This is a genomic window from Amycolatopsis sp. NPDC057786 (genome assembly GCF_042797905.1).
In the GTDB taxonomy this organism is placed as follows: domain Bacteria; phylum Actinomycetota; class Actinomycetes; order Mycobacteriales; family Pseudonocardiaceae; genus Amycolatopsis.
On record NZ_JBHVKW010000005.1, the window covers coordinates 14,542 to 34,117 of the forward strand.

Consider the following 19,576-nt stretch of genomic DNA (forward strand, 5'->3'; position numbering starts at 1 on the left):
CAACCGAACGATTGATGCGGGGCACCCCGCCTCCCTGCTTACGATCATCGGCGACGAAGGGAGGACCGGATGAAATCGCACCTCGGCGCGGCCACCCGGCTGACCGCCGCGATGCATGCCGGGTTCTTCCTGCTGCTCGCCGCGTCGGTGGCCAGGTTCGTCGCGGGGCACGGGTTGAGCGGCGCCACACCGTTGATCCTCGTGCTCACCGGCACGCTCGCGCTGGTCTACGTGGCGGGTGTGCTGAGCTGGGAGATACTCGGCCGGTGGCGTCCGGTGTGGCTGACGGCGGTGATCGCGGTCTGGCTCGCGCTGGTGGTGGCGGCGCCGAGTTTCGCCTGGTGCGCCGTACCGTTGTTCTTCGTCTGCCTGCAGATGCTGCGCCCGCGGATGATGATCGCGGTGGTGGTCCTGCTGACCGCCGCGACCATCCTCGCCCAGCTGAGGATCGCGAGCGGGTTCGATCCGAGTCTCGTGCTCGCGCCCATCGCGGTCGCGTTGATGGCCACGATGACCTTCCTGCAACTCGACGGGGACCGGAGGAAGCTGGGGGAAGCCGTCAAGGCGCTCCTGGGCGCCAGGGTCGACCTCGCGCAGAGCCAGCGGCTGGCCGGGATGATGCAGGAACGGGAGCGGCTGGCGCGAGAGATCCACGACGCCCTCGCACAGGGGATCTCGAGTACGCGGATGCTGCTGCAGGCGGCACAGCGGTCGTGGGACACGGATCCGGAACTGGCGAAGGACCATGTGGCCCGCGCCGTCGAGGCGGCGGGGGACAACCTCGCGGAGGCGCGCCGGTTCGTGAAGGGACTCGGGTCACCACGGCTCGACGCCGGGGATCTCGCCGAGACCTTGAAGGAGCTCTCCGAGCAGATCATGTTCGCCGCCATGCACGCCGTGCGCTTCGAGACCAGCGGAGACCCTTATCCGCTGTCGCCGGAGGTGGAGGCAGGTCTGCTCCGGGTCGCACAGGGCGCGTTGGCGAACGTCAGTGAGCACGCCAAGGCGACGAAGGCCGCCGTCACGCTGACCTACCTGGCGGACAAGGTCGTCCTCGACATCCGCGACGACGGTGTCGGCTTCGATCCGGCGTCGACCCGCACGAGCGGCGACCGGGGCAACGGGTTGCGGATGATCAGCGAGCGGCTCGCCGAACTCGGTGGTGAGATGGTCGTCGAGAGCGCGCCGGGAGAGGGCACCGCGCTCGCCGTCGCCGTGCCCACCAGGGAGGTTCGATGACCGTCCGGGTACTGATCGTCGACGATCATCCGGTGGTGCGGGCGGGAATCGCCGCGCTGCTGGCCGGCGAGCCCGGCTTCGAGGTGATCGGCGAATGCGCGGGGGCCGATGAGGCCGTGCTCTTCGCCACCGCGGAGAAACCGGACGTCGTGCTGATGGACCTGCAGCTCGGCGACGGCCCGGACGGCGTGAACGCCACCGAACGCCTGACCGCGCTGCCGGAGCCGCCGAAGGTGCTGGTGCTCACCACCTACGACGCCGAGCTGGACATCACCAGGGCGGTGGCCGCCGGCGCCACCGGCTACCTGCTCAAGGCCGGGCCGCCCGAGGACCTCTTCAAGGGCATTCACGCGGCCGCGCGCGGCGAGACCGTGCTGGCACCTCAGGTCGCGGCCCGGCTCTTCGGGCACATGCGCGCGCCGGCACCCGCGTTGAGCCCTCGTGAGACCGAGATCGTGCAGCTGGTGGCGGAAGGGTTGATCAACCGGCAGATCGCCGCGCGGCTGTTCATCTCCGAAGCCACGGTGAAGACACATCTGGTCCACATCTACGACAAACTCGGCGTCGACAGCCGTGCCGGCGCGGTGGCCGTCGCCACGGAACGGAGGATCATCCGCAACTGAAGGAGTTCCGCCTCAAACGACGTCGCAAAAGCCACTTTCGCAACCTTCGATGTTGGGAAAGTGGCTTTCGCGACACCAGACCCGGCGGCTCGGGGACGGTTGGGTCAGCGGCGCGGTTCGATCGTCATGTCGCCGCGGGTCAGCGCGAGGGTCGTGTCGCGGGACAGCATCTCGTGCGGGAACCCGAGATCGATCGCGCTGGCTTCGTCGAGGCGGGCCAGTTGTGAGCCGGTGAACTCGACCTCCAGCGCGCCGAGGTTGTCCTCCAGCTGGGCGGGTGTGCGGGCGCCGATGATCGGTGCCGTCACGCCCGGGTTCCGCAGGGTCCAGGCCAGCCCGATCTGGGCGGGGCTGTGGCCGAGCTCCGTGGCGACCTCCTTCACCACGTCCACGATCGCGAGGTTGCGTTCGGTGAGCGTGCCCAAGGCGAAGTTGAAGTTCTTACGGGTGCCGTCCTCGGACGGTGCCGCGGTCACGTCGTCCCGGCTGTACTTCCCGGTGAGCACACCACCCGCCAGCGGTGACCAGGGAACCACGCCCAGCCCCATCTCGCGTGCCATGGGGATCAGGTCGCGTTCCCCGGTTCGCTCGATCAGGTTGTACTCGATCTGCAGCGCGACCAGCGGCGACCAGCCGCGCAGGTCGGCGATCGCCTGCATCCGCGAAACCTCCCAGGCGGGCGCGTTGGAGATCGCCACGTACAGGAGCTTGCCCTGCCGGACCAGATCGTCCATCCCGCGCAGGATCTCCTCGACCGGCGTCGTGAAATCCCACAGGTGCAGGTAAAGCAGATCGAGGTAGTCCGTGTTCAGCCGCCGCAGGCTCGCTTCCACCGAAGCGAACAGGCTTTTGCGCTGCCCGCCGCCGGAGTTCGGGTCGCCCTGCCTGCGCAGGGTCGTGTACTTCGTCGCCAGCACAAGGCTTTCGCGGTGGTCACGGGCGAATTCGCCCAGCAGTCGTTCGGAGCTGCCGTTCGTGTAGGTGTTGGCGGTGTCGATGAAGTTGCCGCCGCGTTCGACGTAGGTGTCGAACAGTTTCCGGGCCTCGTCCTGTTCCGCGCCCCAGCCCCATTCGGTGCCGAAAGTCGCCGCGCCCAAGGCCAGCGGCGACACCCGCAGCCCGGACCGGCCCAGCAGCCGGTAGGTGTCGAGGGTGAGCGACATCGTGTCCTCCTGTGTCCGTGATCCGTGTCGAAGAGGAGTCTGCGACCGCCGCGAGCAGGGGGTAAGGGAGAAGACATCCTGGGAACACCGGTCCCACCCTCGCTGTTGGACCGGGCATGACGACCCGCACCGTGGACACGACGCAGGAGCTGGCCGCGTTCCTGCGGACCCGGCGTGAACGCCTGGATCCCGACGAATTCGGCCTGCCGTCACGCCGTCGGTCCCGGCGGACCCCCGGGTTGCGCCGCGAAGAGGTCGCCGAACTGGCCGGGGTCAGCATCGACTACATCGTGCGGCTGGAACAGGCGCGCGGGCTGCGTCCCTCGGCGGACGTGGTGGATGCGCTGGCGCGGGCGTTGCGCCTGGCCCCCGACGAACGTGCCTACCTCTTCGACCTGGCCCGGCGGCGCCCCCGCAACGCCGACAAGCTCGCCACCACGGCGGCGCCACCGCTGGCCAGGCTGGTCGCCGATCTGTCGCCGCTGCCCGCCATGCTGATGAACCACCGCTACGACATCCTGGCCTGGAACGACGAAATGGCGAGGCTGCTGGTGGATTTCGCCACGTTGCCGCCGTCGCGGCGCAATGCGATGTGGCTGTGCCTCAAACATCCCGAGGTGCGCGAGCTCTACGCGGACCGTGAACGTGTCGTACGGGAGGGGATCGCCCATCTGCGCGCGGCCTGGGCCGCGCATCCGGACGATCGGGCCTTGACCGACCTCATCGCCGAATTCACCGCCGACCGGGAATTCGCTCGGCTGTGGGCCGAACGTGACGTCAAGGTCAACGGCCGCGGACGCAAGGTGATGCGGCATCCCGAGGCAGGCGTGCTCGACCTGCATTACGAAGTGCTCACGCCGCTCGAGGATCAGGACCAGCGGCTGGTGATCTATCGAGCCATGACCGAAGACGGCCGTGCGGCACTGGACCGGCTATCGGCTAGGGGCTCATGAAGGGCCCCTTTTCCTCGGCTCAGCCGAGGAAAAAGGGGCCTTCACGGGACGTCACGCGGTGACGAGGGACAAGCCGTAGTTCTGCAGGATCTCGTTCACCGGCTGGAACCAGGTTTCCCCGCCGGAGCGGCAGTTGCCCCAGCCGCCGGAGGTGACTCCCTGCGCCTGGTCACCGGTGATGAACGAACCGCCGGAATCGCCGGGTTCCGCGCAGACGTTGGTGCGGGTCATCTGGTGCACCGCGCCCTGCGAGTAGTTGACGGTCTCGTTGTGCCCCAGCACGGTGCCGCAGTGCCAATGCGTCGTCGAACCGGACCGGCACACCGACGTGCCGACCGGCGCGACCCACGAGCCGCGGACGAGCGCGTCGCTGACGGTGCCCCAGCCGAGGACGACCGGCGCGGTCCACCAGCCGTTGCCGATCCGGATGAAGGCGTAGTCGTTGCCGGGGAAGGAGGAACCGGCGAAGTTGCCCATCGCCGAGCCGTCCCAGCCGACCACGGAGCTACCCGTGCCGCCGCAGTGGCCGGCGCTGACGAATCCGCCGTGGACGGAGAATCCGATGGAGCAGCGGGTGTTCCCGTTGATGTAGTACGGGTCTCCGCCGACGGTGCCCGCCGCGAACGGTTCGGCCTTGGGTGCGGTGACCACCGTGACCGGTCCGGATTTCCTTGCCCTGGCCAGGAAGTCGTCGACGTCGGAGTCGTGCGCGCCCGGCCGCACCGCGACCACGACGCTGCCGCTGCGCGGATCGGCGCGCCAGCCGCTGACGGCGGCGGGGGCGGGCTCGGTCTTGACCGACCTGTCGATTTCGGCCTTGGCCGCGTCGAGCCGGGCCGCGCTGATCGCGACCGCGGTGGGTTCGGCGCCCGTCTGCCGGACGGCGGACGCGGCGGCGGGGTCGGTCACCCCGACGACGAGTTTGCCGCGGGCCGGATCGAACCAGGCCCCGCCGAACGCCGCACCTGCGGCCTGCTGGGCGGCGGGCAGCACCCGCGACGCGGTCATCTCCTGGGTGAGCCGGGCCGAGGCCTGCGCGGCGGTGAGCCCCAGGTCCCGCTGCATGGCGGCGATCAATCCGGGGGAAGCCTGCGCGACCGGGGCGAGAGCGGCGGTGGTGAGGCTCGCGGTCAGGACGGCGGCGCCACCGATTGCCAGAGCGATTCTTCGACGCATGGTCTAGTCCTCCAAGGCCGGGGGAAAGAAACACACTGCCCGCCGAGTGTGCGGCCGAGGTCCGGGAAAGAGCGAGGAATGTCCGGTCTTCTGTCCGGAATTCACAAGAGCGAATTCCGGCGGATCGCGCCCGTCATCGTCTACTTAGGACGAACAGTGGGGTGAACCCTCCGCGCGCTCTCGCGGCGGTTCCAGTACGTTGCCGGGTATGACCGCGTCACCGGAGGATGTGCCGGAGCAGGTGTTGCGCACCTCGATCGTGGAGCGGTTGTTCGCTCGTGAAGCCGACCCGCGCCCGCTGTTCACGCACCAGGATCACAGCGCCGGCGTGGACAGCACCGTCACCTGGGCGGAGTTCGTCTCGCGCGTGCGAGTGGTCGCGGGCGCGCTGCAGGGGGTCGCACGGCCGGGTGATCGTGTCGCCGTACTCACCGGCCAGGACCTGAACTATCCCTTGGCGTTCTTCGGCGCGCTCGCCGCCGGTCTGGTCGCCGTGCCGTTGATGGCGCCGGGCAGTTCTTCCCAGCGTGCCAGGCTCGCCGGTGTGCTGGAGGACAGCGGCGCACGGATTTGGCTGACCTCTTCTGCGGCCGCCGCGAAGGTGCGCGAAGCGGGCACACCGGACCACCTGATCGTGGTCGACGAACTTTCCGGGCCGGGGGCCGATCCGCTTCCCGTGGCACCGGAAAGCCCCGCGTATCTGCAGTACACGTCCGGGTCGACCCGTGATCCCGCCGGTGCCGTGATCCCGCACCGGGCCGTCGCCGCCGCCTGCTGGCAGGCGAGCCGGGCCTACGCCGTCGACGAGGGCACGACCTGCGCCGGCTGGATCCCGTTCTTCCACGACATGGGCCTGATCCAGCTGCTGTGCCTGCCGGTCCACGCCGGGGCGCGATCGGTGTTCATGTCGCCCGCCGAATTCGTGCACCGTCCGGTGAGATGGCTTCGTCAGCTCGCCGATCACCCGGCCGTGTTCACCGCCGCGCCGAACTTCGCGTTCGATCTGGCCGTCGACGCGGCCGGAGAAGTGGGAGACGACCTCGACCTCTCCGACGTCCGGGTCGCGCTGAACGGCGCCGAGCCGGTGCGGCCTCGCACGGTCGCGCGTTTCCTGGAAGCCTTCGGGCCGCACGGATTCCGTGCGGAGGCCCACCGTCCGTCCTATGGCCTGGCCGAGGCCACCGTGTATGTCACGAGCGCGGGCGCGGAAGGGCCGCGGGGCGCGGTGTTCGATCGGGAAGCCCTCGCGCAGGGCCGGGCGGTCGAAGTGCCGGAAGGTCAGGAACTCGTTTCGGTCGGCCGTCCACTCGGCCAACGGGTCCGGATCGTCCGGGACGGGGTGGCGCAGCCCGACGGCCTGGCCGGGGAGATCTGGATCCACGGGCCGAACGTCGCTGCGGGGTACTGGGGCCGTGGTGACGCCGCCGCGTTCGGCGGCGAACTCGACGGCACCGGCGGCTGGCTGCGCACCGGCGACCTCGGCGTCGTCCACCGCGGCGACCTCTACATCACCGGCAGGCTCAAGGATCTCATCGTCATCGACGGCCGCAACTTCCATCCGCAGGACATCGAGGCGGTGGCCGGCGAGGCGCATCCGGCGATCCGCCGCGACCGCGTCGCCGCGTTCGGTGTCACGGACGAAAAGGGAGAAGGGGCGATGTTGGTGGCCGAATGGGCAAAGAACGCCGAAGCGGATGTCAAAGAAGTGACGAGAGTGGTATTGCGCGCGGTTTCGCGTGAACATGATCTGACGTTGCGATCGGTACGTCTGGTTCCTTCCGGTGACCTTCCGCGCACTTCCAGTGGCAAGGTCGCGCGGGCCGCGGCGAGGGCGCGTTATAGTCGGCGCCGTGGGTGATCACCGCGCGGAGGTCGTGAAGGTCGTCAGTGAGACTTTTCGGCTTGATCCCGCCGAAATCGAGTCCGACGCGCCGCTCGAAGAGCTGGGTATCGACTCCAAGGGACGGATAAGACTCCTGTCGGCGCTGGAGATCTACCACGACGTGAGGATTGATCTGGACCAGCTGGACCGGTTCACCGACATCGGGTCGGTGGCCGAAGTGCTCGCAGAGGCACTCGGCGGTAAGGCCGACGGATCCGACGAAAGGCGCTGAAAAGAATGAGCGGGGGCTTCACCGCGGCGACCGATGCGCTTTCATCGGCGTCGAAGAACATCGGAAAGCTGACGGAACAGTTGCTCGAAGACAACCCGGATCTGTCGAGCACACCGGTGAACGCGGCGGGCTTCGGCCAGGCGCACGGCGACCACGCGAAGAAGTACACCGACGGGGTGGCGGCGTTGTGGGCGTCGGTCCAGGGGTACAGCACCACGCTCGGCTCGTTCGGCACGAACCTCGGTACCGCCGGCACCGCCTACGGCACCAACGAGGACGAGCAGACGAACAAGATCACCGAGACGGGGATGCTCTAGTGGCCGACGAAACCACCTGGACGGACGTCAAAGCCGTCCTCGACGACCCCGCCGTCCCCGCCGAGCAGAAGACCAAGCTCATCGGCTCGTGGCTGCGGACGCATCCGGCGCCCCCGCCGTGGTCGGCGGACCAGGAGCCGGAGGACATCAAGCGGAAGCGCGAGGAAGCCGAAAAGTACGCGGCGTCCTACAACGCCGTCCCGTTCCTGGCTTCGGACGACATCGACAAGGTCTACGACGACGCGAAGAAGGCCGGAGATCAGGCCAGCTTCACCCAGAACGAAGAGACGAAGGCCGTCGACGAAGGCGGCAAGAAGCTGGACGGTGCGAAGGAACCCACGGCGGAGGGCGCCGGGACCAAGACGTCGGACGAGATCTTCGACGCCGCCGAGCCCGCGCTCAAGGTCTTCCAGACCTTCGGCTCGCTGCTGGCGAAGGTCCCGGAAGACTGCCGTGGAACCTCTCGCGCGCTCGATTTCGAGAAGGACATCAAGAAGCCGTTCGACGAGCAGCGCGGGATCAGTTTCAAGAACTTCGTCGACGACGCCGCCCACTTCAAGACCGGTTCGAAGACCGTGCAGAAGGCCATCGACGACACCGGTTCCCAGCTGAACACCCTCTACGGGACCTGGACCGGGAAGGCCGCGGACGCCTCCTCGGAGAACTACAACGAGAAGATCCTCCCGAAAGCCAAGAAACTCTCGCAGACGCTGGACAACGCGAGCGAAGCGACGCTGCACACCACCGCCACGGTGTTCAAACTGTGCAAGGGCAAGGCCGACACGGTCGTCGACCTCTACAAGGAGATCGTCGGCAAAGCGGACTTCGCGATGGCGCAGAAGGTCATCGCCATCGCCGCCGGCGAGAAGAGCGGCAAGGAGGACCTCGGCGCGATCGCGGGCTGGATGGACGTCAACTTCGGCTCCAATCTGGTCCAGCAGTTGAACAACGACGGCTGCTGCGACGACGACGAGTTCAAGAAGGCGGGCCAGAACCTCGCCAAGCAGTGGATCCAGAACCAGTTCATCCCCGAGATGTGGACCATCATCTACGAGGGATTCGCCAAGTCCTGCAAGGAAACCAAGGAATTCGTCAACCAGGCCTACGACGAGCTCGACAAGGTCATGGGCAAGGTCAAGAACGAGTTCGAAGGCGCGGGTGACCAGGGCGGCGCGGGTGGTGCCGGCGGTACGGGCGGTGGGCCCGGTGGCCCTGGTGGCACGGGCGGCGGTCAGGGCCCCGACTTCACCGGTGGCCAGGGTGGCACGGGTGGTGGTCCTGGCGGCTCGGGAACCGGCGGTCCCGGCGGTTCGGGCCAGGGCCCGGACTTCACCGGCGGCACCGGCGGTGGACCGGGCGGCGGTGGTCCCGAGGGCGGCTCCGGCGGCGGTCCCGGTGGTGGCCCCGGCGCGGGTGGTTCCGGTCCTGGCGGAAGCGGTACCGGTCCGACGGGCGACGTCAAACCCCCGCCGGTCCCGGACGTGAAGATTCCCGAGAGCGGCTCCGGAGCGCCGGGCGGTTCCGGTGGTGGGCCGGACGCGAACAAGGACCAGACGGCACCCTCGGGTTCGACCCCGCCGCCGTCGAACGGCGACGAGCAGAAGGCCGCGGCCGAAGAGGCGAAGAAACAGGCCGCCGCGGCGGCGGAGAACGCGAAGAAGCAGGCGTCCGAGGCGCTGGGCAAGCTGGGCGACGGTCCGACCGGGACCGATCTCGGCGGTTCCGGCGGCTCCGGACCGGGCGGCGGATCCGGTGGCGGTGGCAACACGGATGCCGCGGCCGAAGCCAAGGCAGCGGCCGAAAAGGCCAGTGAAGAGGCGAAAAAGCAGGCTTCCGACGCGCTGAACAAGCTCGGCGACGCTCCCGGCGGTATGGGCGACACCGACTCGAAGGACGGCGAGAAGACCGCCGACGAGGCGAAGAAGAAGGCGTCGGACGCCTTGGACAAACTCGGCGACGAGCTGTCCGGCGAAGACAAGCTGACCGGTGACAAGCCCGGCGAGGACGGCGACAAGGCCGAAGACGGCGAACGCGAGACTCTCAAGGTCAAGCAGGGCGACACGACCTTCGAGATGACCGAGCCGGACAAAGACGGCGAGATGGAGATCAAGGTCGGGGACGGTTCCGGGCCCGCCAAGGACTTCAAGCTCGATTGGACCGGTGACGAGTCCAAACTGGGCTCCACTCCGGATTCGGACGACGGGAAGCCGGACAAGGACGGTGTCCATCGTCCCGGGCCGGACGGCAAGATCCACATCCAGGACGGCGATGTGAAGATCACCGCCGAACGCCCCGACGGCCCGTCCGGGCCGACGGTCGTCACCGTCGACGACGGCACCGGCAAGCCGACCACGTACACCCTCGGAGAGGACAAGCCCGGAGAGGACAAGCCCGCCACGGACAAGGCAGCGCATCCCGCGACGCCCGTCACCGGGACGGCGCAGCCCGACTCCAAGCCGGCCTTCACTCCGCACGTAGGTGGCGGAACGGTCCCCGACGGGATCGGCATCGGCGCCGGGGACACCGGCGGCGGTGGCGGTGGTGGTTTCGGAGGCGGCGGTGGTGGTGCGTCGGCGCCGTCGATGCCCTTCGAAACCGCGAGCCCTGCGACAGGCCAGTCGCTCAGCGAAGGCGTGCACACCGGTGGCGGTGGGACACCTCAGCCGCAGCCCGTGGCTTCGGGTGCCCCGTCGGCTCCGATGGGCAGCACTTCGGGACAGTCGTTCGGCGGCGGCGCGATGCCGCCGATGGGTATGGGCGCCGGGGGAGCCGGCGGCCAGGGCGGAGATCAGGAACGGACCAACCGCGCGTACCGGATCGAGGGCGAGGTGTTCGACCAGATCAACGAACCCACCGGCCGGATCACCGGTTCGTTGCTGGACGATGAGGATCAGTCGGTCACCCGCAAGCGGTGAGCCGGGGCAGGGGAGAACTGATGAGCGCCGATGACACCGCCACCATGAAGGCGACCCTGGACGGCCTGGTCCGCGAGCAGTCGGAGCGCCGGGCGCTGCGGGACAAGCGCGCCGACGAGATCAAGGCGAGCTCGCAGGAGTTCATGACCAAGCAGGTCCAGACCGCTCAGCGGTACGTCGAACACCGGCGGGAGCTGGGGCAGCGCAAGACGAAATCCGGTTGGAGCACCGACCGGTCGCACGCGCAGCCTGGGGCGCCGTCGCCGTTCGAAGACGCCCCGGTGGACATGGCGGCTCCGTTCGCGTCGGAGCCGCCTGCCCGCACGGGGCGGGACACGCCCAGGCGCGCCCCCCGCGCACGCCCGGCACCGGCGGACGACGAGGACGACGCCTTCCTCAACAACCGCTGGCGCGACTGAACTCGCCATCAGCGGGGCGGCACGGGTTTACCCCTGCCGCCGCGGGGTATCCGGCCCGGGTGAGGCGAGCCGGAGGGCGTGGGTTCATGGTCGACGTGAAGATGACGGTAGGCACTTCTCCCGAGCGCGTGTTCGAGGTGCTCGCCGACGGCTGGACCTACGCGGCCTGGGTCGTGGGTGCCTCCCATATCCGTGACGTCGACAAGGGCTGGCCGGCGCGGGGGACGCGGATCCATCACCGCGTCGGGTCTTGGCCTCTCCTGCTCGACGACGTCACCAAGGTGCACGCCGTCGACCCGCCGAGGCTGCTCGAACTCGAGGCGCGGGCCTGGCCGTTCGGTACCGCGCGGATCCGGTTGGAACTGCTGGAAACCTCGCCGGGGACCACGGAGATCCTGATGTCCGAGCACGCGACCCGCGGGCCTGGCCGCGTGCTGCCGGAGGCCGCGCAGGCGGTCTTCCTGGTGCCGCGGAACCGGGAATCCCTGCGGCGTCTCGCGGATCTCGCCATGGGCCGCGAGGCCGCCGATTGAGGACGGACTTTCGGCCGCTCAACCACCGGACTGATCCTGATGGCTCGGCCGTCCGAGCCGGATCCGGTCGCGCGGCGGGTCGAGGGGATGGCTGTCGCCTCGTCGTCCGGCGCGGATGGCGGCGAGCAACTCCCTGATCGTGGCCGCCGCGTCGTGGCGAGGTCGCCAGCCGAGTTCCTCCCGTGCGCGCCGCGTGTCCACAAGGGACGCTCGGTCGGCGAGCCGGAGCCAGGACGGATGCAGTGGTTGCAGGCCGAGGCGCCAGCTCGGCCAGGCCAGTCCGGTCAGCAGCCTCAGCGGTACGGGAATCCGGAACCCGCCCGCCAGTGCGGCGAGGTCGCGGCTGTCGAGGACGGGCTCGCCGGCGAGGTTGAACGCGCCGGTCGCACGGCGGTCGAGGATCGCCCGGATCGCCTGTGCCACATCGTCGGAGTGCACCACCTGCATCCGCAGCCCCGGCCACAACGGCACCGGCAGCCACTTGCCGCCCAGCGGTAACGGCGGCGCCAGTGGGCTGAGCAGCCACCTGGAGAACTCGGCCGCGGCGTCCGGCTGCACGACACCGCACGGACGGATCCGCGCCACGCCGATCTCCGGGTGGTCACGGCAGAACTCGTCCAATCGGGACTCAAACGCTGCTTTTCCCGCGCTGTAGGCGCTTTCGGTGAGCCCGCCGCAGGGCCACTCCTCATCGACCTCGTCCCACCGGCCGGCCGGGGTGTAGGCGGCTACCGATGACGCGCACGCGATGTGGTCCACGCCCGCGTCGGCGGCAGCGCGCAGGACGTTCGCGCTGCCCGCGATGTTGGTCCGGCGCATCGCGGGATCGTCCGCGCGCGGATGGATCGCCCAGGCGAGATGCACCACGGTGTCGGCGCCGCCGAAGATCTCGGTCAACCGCGGCCAGGCGTCGTTCGCGCCGATGTCCTGCTCGACCCAGCGGGCCGACGAGTAGGGCGCGGCCGACGTGTCGGGGCGGCGGCGTGCCACTCCCAGCACGTCGTGATCGTCTCCGGCCAATGCCCGGAGCAAGGCGGTCCCGATGTTCCCGCTCGCGCCGGTGACGACGATCTTCATCGGTAGACGGCGCGGTGGGCGGCACGCACCGTCGCGCGGTAGACGGAACCGGCCCAGCCGTCCCTGGCGAGGGCCGCCCTGGCGGCGTTCGATCCGGGCGCGCCGTGCACCGCGCCGCCGGGATGCGCCGAAGCGGACGCCAGGAAGAGCCGGTCGATCGGGGTGTCCGCCCGGCCGAGACCGGGGACGGGCCGGAAGAACAACTGCTGCTGGATGGCCGCGGTACCGGCGTTGATCGAACCTTCCACCAGGCTGTGGTTCCCTTCCTCCAGTTCGGCGGGCCCGGCGATCGCCCGGCCCGCGATCAGGCCGCGGAAACCGGGCGCGTGCCTCTCGACGACCTCTTCCATCCGGTCCGCGTGGCGGCGCAACCGGGAAGCGGACCAGGGCTCGCCCCTCGGTACATGTGTGTAGGCCCAGGCCGATTCGGTCCCGGTGGGGGAGCGGGCCGGGTCCGCGGTGGTCATCTGCCCGAGCAACAGGAACGGGTCACGGGGCACCCGCCCGCAGGCGAGATCGTTGGCGATCCCGGCGAGGCCGTCGAGATCCGCTCCGATGTGGACGGTCCCCGCCTCGCCGACTTCGGTGGCGCTCCACGGAATGGGCGAGGACAGCGCCCAGTCCACCTTGATCGTGGCGTCGTCCCAGACGAACCGGTCCAGATCGGACATCAGCCGCGCGGGAAGATGCCCGGCGCCGACCAGATCCCGGTAGAGCACCGGAGCGGGGACGTCGGCGAGCACCGCCCGGCGGGCACGGACCGTTCGGCCGTCCGCGCCACGGACACCCACGGCCCGGCCGCCCGAGAGCGTCACTTCGGTGACCGGCGTGCCACAGGCGACCTCCCCGCCCTTGGCAGACAGGCGATTCACCAGCGCGTCGGTCAGACAGCCCGCCCCGCCTTCGGGGACCGGGAATCCGACGTCCTGACCGAGCATGGTCAGCAGCCAGCCGAAGACGCCGCTCCCGGCCTGGTCCGGGCCGAGGTCGGTGTGCATGGCGTTGCCCGCGAGCAGCAGACGGGCGCCCTCGCCGTCGAACTTCTCCTTGCCGAGGCCGCGGGCGGTCAAGGTCAGCATCCTCGCCAGTCGCAGCGACTCCGCTGTGCCGAGTGTCTTGACCAGCCGCGCCCCCGGCCGCACCGGCGGAAAGGGGCGCACGATCGCGTCGAGCAGCGGTTCGCGCAGGCGCCGCCAGTTCGCGTATTCGGCCCGCAGGTTGCCCGCGTCCCGTTCGTCGAACTCCGCCACGGAACGGGCGGTGCGGTCGAGGTCGCGGGACTGCACGACGTACCGGTCGTCGGGCAGCACATGCGCCAGCACCGCCGGGGCGTGCCGCCACCGCAGGCCGTGGTCCTCGAGTTCCAGCCCGGCGAGCACCGGCGACGCCGCGCCGAGCGGGTAGAAAGCGCTATAGACGTCGTTGCGGAAACCGGGAGCGGTGAGCTCCTCGGTCCGTACCGCGCCACCGGGTGTGGCGGTGGCCTCGACGACCAGCGTCTCCCAGCCGGCGTCGGCCAGGAGATTGGCCGCGACCAGGCCGTTCGGCCCCGATCCGATCACCACGGCGTCGACTTCCATGGTCACGGCATACCCGGGACGGGCGGGTTCAACCCCTGTCGATCGACTTCGCCTGGATGGCCAGCCACGCCTCGTGCTGGTCTTCGGTCTTGGCCCAGAGATCAGCCAGTTCGCCGGCGCCGAAGTCTTCCACCGGGATGCGGAACTCCCGCAGCGTCTCGGCGAACTCGTCGAGAGAGGACAGGGTGTGGCGGTCGCCGTCGCCGCGTTTGACCGTGCGCGCGCGAAGAGCCAGCTCGCGTCCGTCGCGATGATGTTGCGCCACCAGCACCTTGGCGAACGGGGAGTCCGGCGACGTGATCTCGGGTCGTCCGGCGAACTCGGTGACCTCGCGGGGCTCGGTGCGGAAGTCGGAGGAGTCGACCGTGCCGCCTGGATGGTGGTGCATCCGCCAGGTCCCGCTGTCGACGCGTTCGATCCGGAACGGCAGGTCTCCTTGCCGGTACGTGCCTTCCCGCACCGGAAGAGGCTCGAGGAACGCGTCCCCGATGCCGGTGTCGGCGAGCCAGGTCTCTCCGCCGACGTCGACCAGCAGGGCGATGTGGTTGCCCCATTGGCCTTCGCCGCGAGTCGAGCGCAGGACGGCCGCTTCCACGACGGTCACGTCGAATCCGGCCGCCCTCAGCAAAAGGGCGAGCGCGCCGTTCATCTCGTAGCAGAGCCCACCTCGGCGACGACGCGTGAACTTGTCGATCAGGGTTTCCGGGTCGAGCAGGATCTTCCTGCCGAGCTGGAGATCGAAGTTCTCGTAGGGCACTCGCAGCCGCCACGCCCGGTGCAGGTTCCGGAGCGTGGCCGGATCCGGCCGGACGGGCTCGCGGTACTCCAGCCGGTCGAGGAACGCGTCCAGGGTCATGTCGACCTCCTTGGGTGGATTGACTCTAAAATTAGAGTAGCTCTACTTTTGGTGTCAATCCAGTATGCTGAGGTCATGGCCGAACCGGTGGGTTTGCGGGAACGGAAGAAATGGCGTACTCGGAAGGTATTGATCGAGACGGCGTACCGGCTCTTCGAACGGCAGGGTTACGACCGGACGACCACCGCCGAGATCGCGGCGGCCGCCGAGGTGTCCACCGCGACGTTCTTCAACCATTTCGCGACGAAGGAAGACCTGCTCCTCACCGGCGACGGCGAACACATCCTGCGCGTGGGCTTGGACGTGCTCGCCGCACGCGAGGCGGGCGAGTCACCGGCCGGGCTTCTCCGGCGCGCGATGCTCGGGATGCTCGCCGAAGCGGGAGAAGGGCTCCGCGATCCGGCCGCCGAGTCCGAGCGGATCCGGCTGGACCTGATCACTTCGGTGCCGTCGTTGCGCGCGACGATGCTGCAGCGTGCCTTCGACGCTCAGGAGCGGCTTTCGGCCGCGCTGTGCCAAGCGTGCGAGATCGGCGAGGTCGACGCCGCGGCGTTGGTCGGCGCGGCCACGGGGGCGGTCTTCGCCGCCGGGCGAACGGCTCTCCGCCTCGGGACTCCGCTGGACGAGGCGATGCGGCGGGCGATCGAGCTCGCGACGGCTTGACCGGGTGGCTTCACGAACGGTGCCAGGCGATCCCCCGGTAGACGGAGCTGTCCGCCGCGAGGCCGTGGCCGATGATGACGGTGCCGCTCGCGTTGATGTGCTGGGCCACGATCGCCGTGACACCGGGCGGGGACGGGAGCGGGAAAGGTGTCGCGTCCGCGTCCCAGCGCACCGGCCGCACCGTTCCCTGGCTCACGGACTCGCCGACGACGGTCCCGGCTTCGTCGATGTCGAAACACGTACTGGCGACGTCCGGAGGCAGGGGCCGGAGCACGGTGGGCCGTCCGTCGCGATCCCAGCGCGCGCCGATGCCGCGCCGGTCCGGGGTCAGGCCCCAGCCGATCGCGTCACCTCCTCCGGTGATCCGGACGACCTGTCCCGCGGAGAACTCCGGTTCGCCGGTCAGCAGGACGGTGCCTCCGTCGCGGTTCCATACGACCCCGTCGCCGAGGATGGCGCCGGAGTCGGTGATCCCGCACGCCGTCGCGCGGCGGGGCGGGGGCAAGGTGCTGATCTTCCCCGAGGACGTCCAGCGCACGGCGGTGCGGACGCCCGCGCCGTTCCTGGCCGATCCGACGACCTCGTCCAGCCCGTTCAGGTCCTGGGCCTGTGTCTCGCCGCCCCCTGGCAGAGTGGCGAGTTCGACGGTCTCGCCGCCGGGCCCCCAGCGCAGCGCCCGCCAGCGGTAGCCCGGCCACATCGCGTTTCCCAGTACCGATCCGCGTGCGTTCACCCGGCACGCCGTGCCGGAGATCGCGCCGTCGGGGAGTTCGAGCGCACGCACCCGGCCGCCGGGCCGCCAGCACACGGGCCGAAGGTGCTCTCCGGCGTGGAGTGAACCCGCGATGACCCCCGCGTCGTTGACGCCGACCGCACGTCCGCCCGAACAGCCGTCGAGGAGAGGCAGGGGCGTGGGAACTCCATCGCGGTCCCAGCGCACCGGCCGCGATCCCGACTCGCCCACGATCACCCCGGCGTCGTTCACGCAGTAGGCGCCGGTGCCCTCGCCGCCGGACAGCGGCCGCAGGCCGACCGGCGTGAAGCCGGCTCCCTCGGGCATCGGATCGGGCACGAGTGGGCAGCCTAGTGCGACGGCGCACACGATGGGGAAAATTTGCACTACCGGGTGAAGCGGCACTCCACAATGGACTTGCCTACGGCGTCAGCACGATCCTGCCGAACACCTCGCCGTCGTCCATCTTCCGGTGCGCCAGAACGGCTTTCTCCAGCGGCAGCACCTCGTGCACCGCCGGGCGCAGTTCGCCGCGCGCCGCCGCGCCGAAGTGTTCCGCGGTCACCGCCCGCCGGTCCGGCCCTGGGATCGAGTCCGCGCTGAAGGCCGCGAACGACAGGGACTTCCGGAAGTTCGCCATCAGCTTCGCGCCGAAGTCGGCCGGGGGCATGCCCGCGACCACGCCGACGACGACCATCCGGCCGTTCGGATTCATCCGGTCGAAGAAGGACGGCAGGTCCACACCGGACACGATGTCGATGATGACGTCGTGACCCGCCGGCCCGTCCCCTTCGCCGGACCGGTCGAGGACGTGGGTGGCCCCGAGTTCGCGCAGGCGGGCGCCGCGTTCGGCCGAGGACGTCGTGACCGACACGGTGCTCGCGCCACTGCTCGCCGCGAGCTGCACCGTCATGATCCCGATGCTGCCCGCGGCCCCACGCACCAGCACCGATTCGCCCGCCGTGAAACGAGCGTGGGCGAGCGCGAAATGCGCCACCATGCCGGAAGTCCCGATGGCCACCGCGTCGGTGGCGGGCAGGTTCCCGGGAAGGGGGACGAGGTTCTCCGCCGGCACGGCCGCTTTTTCGACGTAGCCGCCACCCTCGCCGGTGAACGCCCACACGCGCCGTCCGGCCAAGGCCGGGTCGACGCCGCCGCCGACCGCGGCGACGGTACCGGCCACTTCGTTGCCGGGGACGAATCCTTCGCGGAAGCCGAAACCGGCGAGAGCGCCGCTGCGGATCACGGTGTCGACGCCGCCGACACCGATCGCTTCCACGTCGATCAGCACCTCTCCCTCGGCGGGAACGGGGGAGAGGACGTCGATCACGGCGAGGCCATCGGGGGCGCCGAACGTCCGGATCTCGACTGCGCGCATTTCGTCTCCTGGTCGTTGATCACTGGTCCGCCGGACGTTAACGGACGCCCCCGTCCGTTTTGGCTAAAGTGAGAGCGGTGACCGATCATTTGTCTCGGATCCCGCGCGCCGACGCCGTGGACAACCGCGAACGCATCCTCGAAGCCGCTCGCGTGCTGTTCGCCACCGAGGGACTGAACGTTCCGCTGCGGGAGGTCGCGCGCCGCGCTGAAGTCGGCCCCGCCACGCTGTACCGCCATTTTCCGACCAAGGAGATCCTGGCGACGGAGGCGTTCGCCGAGCAGATGCGCACCTGTCACGCCGTCGTCGACGAGGGCCTCGCCGACCCGGATCCGTGGCGCGGTTTCTGTTCCGTGATCGAGAAGATCTGCGAGCTGCATTCGCGCGATCGCGGCTTCACGGCGGCTTTCGTCTCGGCCTTCCCCAAGGCCGTGGACTTCACCGCGGATCGTGACTACGCGCTCAAGGCGATCGCCGAGCTGGCAGGCCGGGCCAAGGAGGCCGGGAAACTGCGCCCCGATTTCGTCCTCGACGACCTGATCCTCATGCTCATGGCCAACAACGGGATCCAGGCCGCTTCGGCGGCCGCGCAGGTGGCGGCGTCCCGCCGGTTCGCCGCGCTCGTGATCCAGGCCTTCCGGGCCGCGCAGGCGCAGGCGCCGCTGCCGCCGGTGGCGCGGCTGGCCCTCGTGATACCGGGAGTGGGCCGCTGAATCATTTCCTGCGGGCTTCGAGACCTTCCAGGATGAGGTCGAGGCCGTAGGCGAATTCCTTCGTGTGGTCGTAGCCCGCCCGCTGGGCGTGCTCGGTGATCACCTCGGCCAGATAAGGGAACTCGTCCCGCGGCAGGGTGTCGAGGATGGCGTCCGCGACCTCCGGGACGTCTTCGCTCAGCGGGAGGTTCGACTCCTGCAGCACGAATCCGCCGATGTAGCTGTCGATGAGCGACACTGCGTGCACCGCCATCGGGAGGGAGAATCCCGCCCGCCGAAGGACGCCGAGGACGGCGTCGTGGTGGCGTAGCGTCGCCGGCCCTGGATTCCGGCGGGAGTCCATGAGACCCAGTGCCCAGCTGTGCCGCGACAGGACCTCGCGTGCGGACGTGGCACGCGCGCGGATCGCGTCACGCCAATCGGCGACCTCGGTGCCGGGCAACTCGATCGCCGCGAACACCGCGTCGACGACGCCGTCGAGGATCGCGTCCTTGTTGGGCACGTGGTGGTACAGCGACATGGCCTCCACGCCAAGGTGCTGCGCGACCCGGCGCATCGTCATCGCCTCCACACCGCCGCGATCGGCGACTTCGATCGCGGCCTTCAGCACGCGGTCCCTGGTGAGTGATCGGCGAGGCGGCACGTTGACAACCTTACAGGTGTAAGCCAACCTTACGGGTGTAAGGCCATCGAGAGGAGAGTCCGATGCCGATGCCGAGATGGTGGGGCCACGTCAACAAGAGGGTGTTCAATGCCCGTGCGATCGCCGCCGGGAAGTACCCGGTGCTGATCCACGTCGGCCGCACCTCGGGAAAGACCCGCCACACGCCGCTCGACGCGCATCCCGTCGACGGCGGCTACCTGTTCGTCCCGGTGTACGGCCCGGAAGCGGACTGGGTGCGCAACATCCTGACCGCGGGGCAAGCGCGGCTTCGGATCGACGGGCGGGAAGTGGACCTCACCGCCCCACGGCTCGTCGGGGCGGACGAGTTCCCCGACGGCGTGACCCGCCCGCCGAAACTGCTCCGCGTCACCGAATTCCTCCGGATGGACGTGAACCCTGAGACGACCCTGCCCGGCGGTTAGTACCGGGGAGGGAGGCGGCGTCGTCCTTCAAGCCGATG

Annotated in this window: 20 protein-coding genes; 12 read left to right on the forward strand and 8 right to left on the reverse strand. The window is 69.6% G+C overall.

The window, feature by feature from the left end:
• Window positions 1-69: 69 nt before the first annotated feature.
• Together ACFVM3_RS05280 and ACFVM3_RS05285 are read left to right on the forward strand one after the other, a co-directional pair.
• Window positions 70-1,239 (forward strand): histidine kinase, encoded by a 1,170-nt coding sequence (locus ACFVM3_RS05280; protein WP_378435761.1) that lies wholly within the window; start codon window positions 70-72, stop codon window positions 1,237-1,239.
• Complete coding sequence (locus tag ACFVM3_RS05285) at window positions 1,236-1,862, forward strand: response regulator transcription factor (protein WP_126737064.1); 627 nt, start codon at window positions 1,236-1,238, stop codon at window positions 1,860-1,862. The genes ACFVM3_RS05280 and ACFVM3_RS05285 overlap by 4 nt, the downstream gene beginning before the upstream one ends.
• A 104-nt stretch (window positions 1,863-1,966) precedes the next feature.
• On the opposite strand, the gene ACFVM3_RS05290 is transcribed toward ACFVM3_RS05285, so the two are convergent.
• Complete coding sequence (locus tag ACFVM3_RS05290; protein WP_378435762.1) at window positions 1,967-3,025, reverse strand: aldo/keto reductase; 1,059 nt, start codon at window positions 3,023-3,025, stop codon at window positions 1,967-1,969.
• A gap of 116 nt (window positions 3,026-3,141) precedes the next feature.
• On the opposite strand from ACFVM3_RS05290, the gene ACFVM3_RS05295 reads away from it, so the two are divergent.
• Entirely contained in the window at window positions 3,142-3,978 is an 837-nt protein-coding gene (locus ACFVM3_RS05295; RefSeq protein WP_378435764.1) for a helix-turn-helix transcriptional regulator, read from the forward strand.
• Window positions 3,979-4,029: 51 nt separating this feature from the next.
• On the opposite strand, the gene ACFVM3_RS05300 is transcribed toward ACFVM3_RS05295, so the two are convergent.
• Window positions 4,030-5,154 carry a S1 family peptidase gene (locus ACFVM3_RS05300; RefSeq protein ID WP_378435766.1) on the reverse strand — a complete coding sequence of 375 codons (1,125 nt, stop codon included), beginning with the start codon at window positions 5,152-5,154 and terminating at the stop codon, window positions 4,030-4,032.
• Between the two features lie 208 nt (window positions 5,155-5,362).
• Between ACFVM3_RS05300 and ACFVM3_RS05305 the strand changes: the two genes are divergently transcribed.
• The 6 genes from ACFVM3_RS05305 to ACFVM3_RS05330 all read left to right on the forward strand — a co-directional run bounded on the left by ACFVM3_RS05305 (window position 5,363) and on the right by ACFVM3_RS05330 (window position 11,452).
• Window positions 5,363-7,012 (forward strand): fatty acyl-AMP ligase, encoded by a 1,650-nt coding sequence (locus tag ACFVM3_RS05305; protein WP_378435768.1) that lies wholly within the window; start codon window positions 5,363-5,365, stop codon window positions 7,010-7,012.
• On the forward strand, window positions 7,005-7,268 hold the full coding sequence (locus tag ACFVM3_RS05310) for an acyl carrier protein (protein ID WP_199745729.1): 264 nt from the start codon (window positions 7,005-7,007) through the stop codon (window positions 7,266-7,268). The genes ACFVM3_RS05305 and ACFVM3_RS05310 overlap by 8 nt, the downstream gene beginning before the upstream one ends.
• Before the next feature lie 5 nt (window positions 7,269-7,273).
• Window positions 7,274-7,585: a hypothetical protein gene (locus ACFVM3_RS05315; RefSeq protein WP_378435770.1), complete on the forward strand. Its 312-nt coding sequence runs from the start codon at window positions 7,274-7,276 to the stop codon at window positions 7,583-7,585.
• Complete coding sequence (locus ACFVM3_RS05320; protein WP_378435772.1) at window positions 7,585-10,500, forward strand: WXG100 family type VII secretion target; 2,916 nt, start codon at window positions 7,585-7,587, stop codon at window positions 10,498-10,500. The genes ACFVM3_RS05315 and ACFVM3_RS05320 overlap by 1 nt, the downstream gene beginning before the upstream one ends.
• 20 nt (window positions 10,501-10,520) lie before the next feature.
• A complete protein-coding gene (locus ACFVM3_RS05325; protein ID WP_378435774.1) occupies window positions 10,521-10,919 on the forward strand; it encodes a hypothetical protein in 399 nt (132 codons plus the stop codon).
• 86 nt (window positions 10,920-11,005) lie between these two features.
• Window positions 11,006-11,452 carry an SRPBCC family protein gene (locus ACFVM3_RS05330; protein ID WP_378435776.1) on the forward strand — a complete coding sequence of 149 codons (447 nt, stop codon included), beginning with the start codon at window positions 11,006-11,008 and terminating at the stop codon, window positions 11,450-11,452.
• Between the two features lie 18 nt (window positions 11,453-11,470).
• On the opposite strand, the gene ACFVM3_RS05335 is transcribed toward ACFVM3_RS05330, so the two are convergent.
• From ACFVM3_RS05335 to ACFVM3_RS05345, 3 genes are read right to left on the reverse strand one after another with little or no spacing between them, the layout of a single operon-like run.
• On the reverse strand, window positions 11,471-12,529 hold the full coding sequence (locus tag ACFVM3_RS05335) for an NAD-dependent epimerase/dehydratase family protein (protein WP_378435778.1): 1,059 nt from the start codon (window positions 12,527-12,529) through the stop codon (window positions 11,471-11,473).
• Window positions 12,526-14,109, reverse strand: a complete 1,584-nt coding sequence (locus ACFVM3_RS05340) for a phytoene desaturase family protein (protein WP_378435780.1) — start codon at window positions 14,107-14,109, stop codon at window positions 12,526-12,528. The genes ACFVM3_RS05335 and ACFVM3_RS05340 overlap by 4 nt, the downstream gene beginning before the upstream one ends.
• A 28-nt stretch (window positions 14,110-14,137) precedes the next feature.
• Window positions 14,138-14,965, reverse strand: a complete 828-nt coding sequence (locus ACFVM3_RS05345; protein ID WP_378435781.1) for an arylamine N-acetyltransferase — start codon at window positions 14,963-14,965, stop codon at window positions 14,138-14,140.
• 75 nt (window positions 14,966-15,040) lie between these two features.
• Here ACFVM3_RS05345 and ACFVM3_RS05350 point away from each other — a divergent pair, with 75 nt between their 5' ends.
• Window positions 15,041-15,628, forward strand: coding sequence for a TetR/AcrR family transcriptional regulator (locus ACFVM3_RS05350; RefSeq protein WP_378435783.1), 588 nt, complete (start codon window positions 15,041-15,043; stop codon window positions 15,626-15,628).
• Window positions 15,629-15,638: 10 nt separating this feature from the next.
• Here the strand turns inward: ACFVM3_RS05350 and ACFVM3_RS05355 are convergent, their stop codons facing one another.
• Window positions 15,639-16,700, reverse strand: coding sequence for a hypothetical protein (locus tag ACFVM3_RS05355; protein ID WP_378435785.1), 1,062 nt, complete (start codon window positions 16,698-16,700; stop codon window positions 15,639-15,641).
• Between the two features lie 82 nt (window positions 16,701-16,782).
• The gene (locus ACFVM3_RS05360; protein ID WP_378435787.1) at window positions 16,783-17,739 is read right to left on the reverse strand and encodes a zinc-binding dehydrogenase; all 957 of its coding nucleotides are present in this window, start codon (window positions 17,737-17,739) and stop codon (window positions 16,783-16,785) included.
• Window positions 17,740-17,816: 77 nt separating this feature from the next.
• Between ACFVM3_RS05360 and ACFVM3_RS05365 the strand changes: the two genes are divergently transcribed.
• A complete protein-coding gene (locus ACFVM3_RS05365) occupies window positions 17,817-18,452 on the forward strand; it encodes a TetR/AcrR family transcriptional regulator (protein WP_378435789.1) in 636 nt (211 codons plus the stop codon).
• A 1-nt stretch (window position 18,453) separates the two neighbouring features.
• Here the strand turns inward: ACFVM3_RS05365 and ACFVM3_RS05370 are convergent, their stop codons facing one another.
• Window positions 18,454-19,095, reverse strand: coding sequence for a TetR/AcrR family transcriptional regulator (locus tag ACFVM3_RS05370; RefSeq protein ID WP_378435791.1), 642 nt, complete (start codon window positions 19,093-19,095; stop codon window positions 18,454-18,456).
• 62 nt (window positions 19,096-19,157) lie between these two features.
• Here ACFVM3_RS05370 and ACFVM3_RS05375 point away from each other — a divergent pair, with 62 nt between their 5' ends.
• A complete protein-coding gene (locus tag ACFVM3_RS05375; protein ID WP_378435793.1) occupies window positions 19,158-19,538 on the forward strand; it encodes a nitroreductase family deazaflavin-dependent oxidoreductase in 381 nt (126 codons plus the stop codon).
• Window positions 19,539-19,576 lie beyond the last annotated feature (38 nt).

Bases quoted from the DNA above. Each gene is read 5' to 3' on its own strand.
- ACFVM3_RS05280 (WP_378435761.1), top strand. From the start codon at position 70: ATGAAATCGCACCTCGGCGCGGCCACCCGGCTGACCGCCGCGATGCAT.
- ACFVM3_RS05285 (WP_126737064.1), top strand. From the start codon at position 1,236: ATGACCGTCCGGGTACTGATCGTCGACGATCATCCGGTGGTGCGGGCG.
- ACFVM3_RS05290 (WP_378435762.1), bottom strand. From the start codon at position 3,025: ATGTCGCTCACCCTCGACACCTACCGGCTGCTGGGCCGGTCCGGGCTG.
- ACFVM3_RS05295 (WP_378435764.1), top strand. From the start codon at position 3,142: ATGACGACCCGCACCGTGGACACGACGCAGGAGCTGGCCGCGTTCCTG.
- ACFVM3_RS05300 (WP_378435766.1), bottom strand. From the start codon at position 5,154: ATGCGTCGAAGAATCGCTCTGGCAATCGGTGGCGCCGCCGTCCTGACC.
- ACFVM3_RS05305 (WP_378435768.1), top strand. From the start codon at position 5,363: ATGACCGCGTCACCGGAGGATGTGCCGGAGCAGGTGTTGCGCACCTCG.
- ACFVM3_RS05315 (WP_378435770.1), top strand. From the start codon at position 7,274: ATGAGCGGGGGCTTCACCGCGGCGACCGATGCGCTTTCATCGGCGTCG.
- ACFVM3_RS05325 (WP_378435774.1), top strand. From the start codon at position 10,521: ATGAGCGCCGATGACACCGCCACCATGAAGGCGACCCTGGACGGCCTG.
- ACFVM3_RS05330 (WP_378435776.1), top strand. From the start codon at position 11,006: ATGGTCGACGTGAAGATGACGGTAGGCACTTCTCCCGAGCGCGTGTTC.
- ACFVM3_RS05335 (WP_378435778.1), bottom strand. From the start codon at position 12,529: ATGAAGATCGTCGTCACCGGCGCGAGCGGGAACATCGGGACCGCCTTG.
- ACFVM3_RS05340 (WP_378435780.1), bottom strand. From the start codon at position 14,109: ATGGAAGTCGACGCCGTGGTGATCGGATCGGGGCCGAACGGCCTGGTC.
- ACFVM3_RS05345 (WP_378435781.1), bottom strand. From the start codon at position 14,965: ATGACCCTGGACGCGTTCCTCGACCGGCTGGAGTACCGCGAGCCCGTC.
- ACFVM3_RS05350 (WP_378435783.1), top strand. From the start codon at position 15,041: ATGGCCGAACCGGTGGGTTTGCGGGAACGGAAGAAATGGCGTACTCGG.
- ACFVM3_RS05360 (WP_378435787.1), bottom strand. From the start codon at position 17,739: ATGCGCGCAGTCGAGATCCGGACGTTCGGCGCCCCCGATGGCCTCGCC.
- ACFVM3_RS05375 (WP_378435793.1), top strand. From the start codon at position 19,158: ATGCCGATGCCGAGATGGTGGGGCCACGTCAACAAGAGGGTGTTCAAT.